Raw genomic sequence first — 6,336 nt, forward strand, 5'->3', positions numbered from 1 at the left:
CCACCCCACCTGCCGTCCAGGCGTGCCAGGGCTGTCGGAGTCCCCCCTCCCGGGCCGTCCTCCCCCTCATGCAACCTCCAAGAACTCCTGCGCGGCCTCCTCTTGTGGCATATACCCACACCATGCCTTCCGCCCTGACCGCCTCCGAGATTCGCGAGGCGTTCCTCAAGTTCTTCGAGGAGCGTGGACACCGCCGCGTCCCCTCCTCCTCACTGGTGCCGGCGAACGACCCGACCCTGCTGTTCACCAACGCGGGCATGGTCCAGTTCAAGGATGTCTTCACCGGCCGCGAGCGGCGCGACTACAGCCGCGCCACCACGTCGCAGAAGTGCGTGCGAGCCGGTGGCAAGCACAACGACCTCGACAACGTGGGCTATACGGCCCGGCACCACACGTTCTTCGAGATGCTCGGCAACTTCTCCTTCGGCGACTACTTCAAGGCGGACGCGATTGCGTACGGCTGGGAGTTCGTGACGAAGACGCTCGGGCTCGACAAGGCGCGGCTGTCCATCACCGTGTTCAACGGCGAGGACGGCATCCCCTGGGACGAGGAAGCGTTCGAGCTGTGGGCGCAGCAGGGCGTGTCTCGCGACCGCATCTACAAGCTCGGCAAGAAGGACAACTTCTGGTCCATGGGCGAGACGGGCCCGTGCGGTCCCTGCTCCGAAATCCACTATCACCAGGGTGACGACATCCCCTGTGTCGAGGAAGCCGCGGGCCGCAAGTGTCAGGGCGTCGCGTGCGACTGCGACCGGTGGCTCGAAATCTGGAACCTCGTGTTCATGCAGTTCGAGCGCAAGGAGAAGGACGCGCCGCTGATTCCACTGCCCAAGCCGTCCATCGACACGGGCGCGGGCCTGGAGCGCATCGCCTCCGTTGCGCAGGGCAAGCGCTCCAACTACGACACGGACCTGTTCCAGAACATCATCGCGAAGGTCGTCGAGGTCTCCGGCAAGCCGTATTCGCAGGAGACGGGCGCCTCCCACCGCGTCATCGCGGACCACGGCCGCGCGGCGGCGTTCCTCATCGCGGACGGCGTGCAGCCCTCCAACGAGGGCCGGGGCTACGTCCTGCGCCGCATCATGCGCCGCGCGATCCGCCACGGCACGCTGCTGGGGCTGGACCAGCTCTTCTTCTTCAAGGTCGTCGACCGCGTCATCGAGGTGATGGGTGACGCGTACCCCGAGCTGCGCGAGAGCCGTCCCTTCCTGCTCAAGGTCTCCGAGCACGAGGAGGAGAGCTTCCGGCGAACGCTCAGCCGCGGCATGAAGATGATTGAGGAGAACGTCACCCGGATGAAGAAGGCGGGCGAGACACTGATGTCCGGCGCGGACGTCTTCCTGCTCCACGGCACCTACGGCTTCCCGTGGGACCTGACGCAGATCATCCTCCGTGAGCACGGGCTCGACGCGGACATTCCCGGCTTCGACGCGGAGTTGGTGAAGGAGGCCGAGCGCGGCAAGGGCGGCGAGCTCAACAAGGACAAGGCCGTCGGCGACGTCTACCTCAAGCTCGTGGAGAAGCTCGGGACCACCGAGTTCCTCGGCTACGAGGGCGAGGGCCACGAGGGCGAGGGCAGCATCCGCGCGATGATTCGCGACGGCGTGGAAGTGGTCCAGGCGTCTCAGGGCGACAAGGTGGAGCTGGTGCTGGACCGGACGCCCTTCTACGGCGAGTCCGGCGGTCAGCTCGGCGACAGCGGCAACATCGTGGGCCACGGCGGCAAGGCGGTGGCGCAGGTGAAGGACGCGCAGCGTCCGGTGCCGGGCCTCATCGTCCACTCCGTGGAAGTCACCGAGGGCACCTTCAAGGTCGGCGACATGGTGCAGACCGCGGTGGACGTGGAGCGCCGCAAGGCCATCCGCTCGAACCACTCCGCGACGCACCTGCTGCACAAGGCGCTCAAGCTGGTGCTGGGCGAGCACGTGAAGCAGGCGGGCTCCGTCGTGGCACCGGACTTCCTGCGCTTCGACTTCTCGCACTTCGGGCCCGTCACGGCGGAGCAGGCGGAGAAAGTCGAGGACCTGGTCAACGGCTGGATTCGCGACAACGCCGCGGCCGAGACGCGCGTCATGGCGCTCGAGGACGCGAAGAAGTCCGGCGCGGTGGCCATGTTCGGCGAGAAGTACGGCGAGACGGTGCGCGTCGTCACCGTGCATCCGGAGTCCACCGAGCTGTGCGGCGGCACGCATGTGCGGCGCAGCGGCGACATCGGCCTGTTCAAGCTCTCCAGCGAGAGCGGCGTGGCGTCCGGCGTGCGCCGCATCATCGCGCTCACGGGCGTGGGCGCGCTCCAGCACGTGCGCGAGCAGGAGCACGAACTGCGCAAGGCGGCCGAGCTCTTGAAGACGTCCCCCAAGGACGTGGTCAAGCGCGTGGAAGCGGCGCAGAAGCGTGTGAAGGAGCTCGAGCGCAAGGTCGAGGAAGTGGCCGTGAAGGCGAATACGGCCGGCAGCAAGGACCTGCTGGAGCAGGCGCGCGACGTCAACGGCATGAAGGTGCTCGCCACGCGAGTGGACCCGGCGGACGACAAGGTGTTCCGCGGCATGGCGGACCAGCTTCGCGACCGCATGCGCTCCGGCGTCATCGCCATTGGCGGCGAGAAGGACGGCCGCGCCATCATCCTCGTCGCGCTGACGAAGGACGTGGTGGCCAAGGGCATCAGCGCGGGAGACCTCGTGCGAGAGATGGCCAAGGAAGTCGGCGGCAAGGGCGGCGGCAAGGCCGACATGGCGCAGGCTGGCGGCCCCGACGCGTCGAAGCTGCCCGCTGCGCTGGAGAAGCTGTACGAGCTGGTGAAGGGAGCGGGCAACGCGTGAGCGCTCGCGCCTCTCTCGTGCTGGCGCCGGTGGCGCGCCTCCTGGCTGCGGCCCTCCTCATCGGGGGCTGCACGAAGGAGGAGCCCTCGTCCGAGGCCCTGGGCACGGCGGATGAGCGCACGCTCCAGAAGCTGCGGCAGGAAGTGGACCGGGTGAACCAGGGGGGTCGCCAGGCCCATGGACCCGAGGCCACCCGGGGCGCGCCGAACGCCCAGCTCGCGGGACTCGCCGCGGGACTGGAAGAGGCCGCGCCCCGACAGTTGGGCGTGCCCGAGGGCAACGCCACGGTGCATGTGGACTCGGTGGCGGTGAAGCTCACCGGGCTGGAGTCCTCTCACTCGGCGAAGGGCTCGGGGAAGATGAGCGTGACCACGGAGGAGCTGTTCCTCCGCGTGCAGTTCGTCACCCAGAACGTGGGCCCGAAGCCCGTGACGCTGGACCTGGAGTCAGTCACGGTCGTGGACGCGCAAGGCGCGTCGTATGTGCTGGCCCGGGACGCGCAGGTGCTCGCGGGAACGCGGCCGCTGCGCCGCACCTGGGCCCCTGAAGAGCGCGCCGACATCATCCTCCTGTTCGAGCTCCCCCCGCCGGCCCTGCGGGAAGGTGCCCTGCACCTGATCATGCAAGGGACGGGGGGAGAGGTGCGGATCCCCCTGCGATGAGCGGGCTTGTGTCCAAGCTGCTTCCGCTGCGCATCCGCCTCCCGTACAGCACGGAGGAGGAGTTCGTCGACAAGTACGGCTCGAACGTGGCGCGCGGAGGCGTGTTCGTCGCCACGCGTGCCCTGAAGCCCGAGGGCACCGGGCTGGCGTTCGAGTTCGTCCTCGCGGATGGCACCCGACTGCTGCGCGGCGAAGGCGTGGTGGTGAAGTCGCAGGTGGACGCAGGCGGCGGGCGCGCTGGGATGACGGTGCGCTTCGTGAAACTGGACGCCGCGAGCAAGGCGCTCGTCGACCGTGTGGTCGCGCGTCGGGCCGCCCCGGAGCCGCAGCAGACCGTCCCTGGACTGGTTCGCAAGACGCAGGCACCCAAGCCGGTTCCAGTCCGCCCACCCGAGCCGCCAGCGCAGGTAGCGGCGTCCCAGGATGAGCGCGGCGAGGCGGAGAGTCCTCCTGCTGCTCCTGAGACCGGACCCCGCGGTCTCTTCGCCACCGAGGCTGCTCAAGGCAGCTCCTTCGCCACCGAGAGCGACCACACCCCGGAGACTCCGCAAGGCGGCCACTTCGCTCCAGCGACCGATGAAGCCGGGACGCCCAGCGAGGCACTGAGCCCACACACCGGAGATACCGCACGGCACGTCGAGGACACCGCTCCTCGCCTGTCACCCGAAGCGGAACCGCCAGTGCAGCACCATGGCCAGGGTGAGCCGTCGGATGCGGCTTCGTTCAACGCGAGCGCCGCCGACACGTCTCCAGGACTCGAGAACACGACCGAGCAGGCATCGTCCTCGTGGACGGAGAGTGCTGCGGCCACGGCGTCCGCATCCTCCGAAGCCACCTCTCTCGCCGCTGACGAAGATCGCGCACTCGACTTCGACATCACCGCGAGCTTGTTTGATCCCGATGAGGACGAGCCCTCGACAGGGAGTGAGCAGGGCACGGGGCACGGGTCGACGGAGCAGCCCTCGCAGGCGCCAGCAACGGACGAGCGCATCCTGGACGCAGGAACAGCCCAGGCACCCCGCGACCTCTTCTCTTCCTCGGAAGCAGCAACGAGCGCGGTGAGCGCACCCAAGCTCGGTGCGGCCCATGCGTCCGATGCTTTCGACCAGGAGCACGACCCAGGCGCGAGGAACGCGGCCTCCGGAGCCGGCGCCGAGGAACAGCCCTCGAACTTCGCGTCCTCGTCGATTGACGCGATGGAAGCGGGCTCGAGCTTCGAATCGGGGACCTCCGCGAGCGTCGCACCCGAAGTCTCCTTGAATCGCTCCGGCGCGGGAACTTCGGGTACCACCGAGGACACGTCGTCCGAGGTGCCCTGGTTCGGAACGCCGGAGGTCCCAGCCTGGGAGGCCAGTCCCTCCGAGGTGACTGCCCCTCCCCCTCTCGACGCAGCCACCGGGATGTCTCGGGGCACCGAGGAGCAGGCTTCGCCCTCCAGCCGTCAGGGCGCCGACGACAAACGCTTCGAGCCGACGAACACCTCCGGGGCACCGTCTCACGCAGTTGCTGCGTCTTCTCGCGCCGAGTCGACACCCACGTCGCCCATCGAGCCCACGAGCGACATAGACCCGTGGGGCATCACGGCCAGCTCCAGCGGCACTGAATCAGCCATCACGGAAGAGCCCTCGACTCAGTCGCTCGCTTCGCATGAGGAGGCCATGGTTGCCACCGAGGCAGCCGTGTCCATGGACCTGCGGGCACGTACCGAGTCGCCGAACAACACGACCGTCCCTATCTTCACTGCTCACACCCAGACCAACGTCGGCACCGACATTGAGTCCACGGCAGCGGCACTGTCGCGCATCGAGAACGCGGCGTCGGAGGCAGCGCAAGACACCTCGGCACGTGCTGAGTCGTTCGCCACTTCAGCGGCCCGGTCCTCCACGAATTTCCCAGGTCGCACTGAACCAGCAGTCACGCCGTCTGCGGCAGACACCAAGCCGCCCGCGACCACGAACGACCGCTCCGCCACGGAGCCTCCGACCCCCACTGCGCCATCCGTCACCCCGCCCGCGGCAGACACTGAGCCGCCCGCCACCAGGGACGACCGCTCCTCCACGGAGCCTTCGGCTCGCACCAGGCCTGCAGTCACCCCGTCTGCGGCAGGCACCAAGCCGCACGAGTCCAGCGACGACCGCTTCTCCACGGAGCCGCCGGCTCGCACCGAGCCAGCAGGCATCCTGGCCGCACGGTCGTCCACGGAGCCTGCCGTGCACGGGGCGTCTGAGGCACTGACCGACACGAAGACGACAGCGGTAATTCCGAAGCCCACAACCGCAGAGGGATCCACGGATCCAGCCGCGCGGAGCGCGGACAAGGCGTACGCCGACACGGGTACACCAGCCGCACAGGCCTCTTCGGCGCCAGTTGCACACGGCGCGACCGACGCAAGCGAGTCCACCTCCGCAGCAGAGACAGGCGCACCGACGCCGCGCTCCGAGCACGCAGCACAAGTCACTACGGAGTCCACCGCGCTCGGAGCGGATGAGGCACGCGCCAACGCCAGCGACTCCACGTCCGAGCCATCGCCGGCGCCACGCTCCGAGCACGCAGCACAAGTCGCTACGGAGACCACCGCACCCAGAGCGACCGAGGCGCGAGCCACCACCAGCGACTCCACCTCCGCGCCATCGCCGACGCCACGCTCCGAGCACGCAGCAGAAGGCCCCACGGAGCCCACTCCGCTCAGCTCGACCGAGACTCGAACCAGCGACTCCGCCTCCTCGACGGAAGCAACGGCCTCCGCCACCCAGCCAGCGACCACGGCCGAGCAAGCCCCCACGACACCGGCCTTTCAAGCCGGTAACACAGCTTCCACCGACCAGGCCCCAGGGGCCACCACACCCGCCCCTGCT

The 6,336-nt window shown here is 68.7% G+C and carries 3 protein-coding genes; all 3 read left to right on the top strand.

Annotated features, from left to right (window positions below; genetic code table 11):
• Positions 1 to 122 precede the first annotated feature (122 nt).
• Positions 123 to 2,819, top strand: a complete 2,697-nt coding sequence (alaS, locus tag HR086_RS43645; protein ID WP_174453004.1) for an alanine--tRNA ligase — start codon at positions 123 to 125, stop codon at positions 2,817 to 2,819.
• Positions 2,816 to 3,481 (top strand): hypothetical protein, encoded by a 666-nt coding sequence (locus HR086_RS43650; protein WP_174453003.1) that lies wholly within the window; start codon positions 2,816 to 2,818, stop codon positions 3,479 to 3,481. Before alaS ends, HR086_RS43650 begins: the two co-directional genes overlap by 4 nt.
• An 8-nt stretch (positions 3,482 to 3,489) precedes the next feature.
• Positions 3,490 to 6,336 (top strand): TIGR02266 family protein (locus HR086_RS49035; RefSeq protein ID WP_373564436.1); only part of this gene is annotated, 2,847 nt, incomplete at its 3' end.

The sequence above is a fragment of the Myxococcus sp. CA039A genome (assembly GCF_013336645.1).
Classification (GTDB): Bacteria; Myxococcota; Myxococcia; order Myxococcales; family Myxococcaceae; genus Myxococcus; species Myxococcus llanfairpwllgwyngyllgogerychwyrndrobwllllantysiliogogogochensis.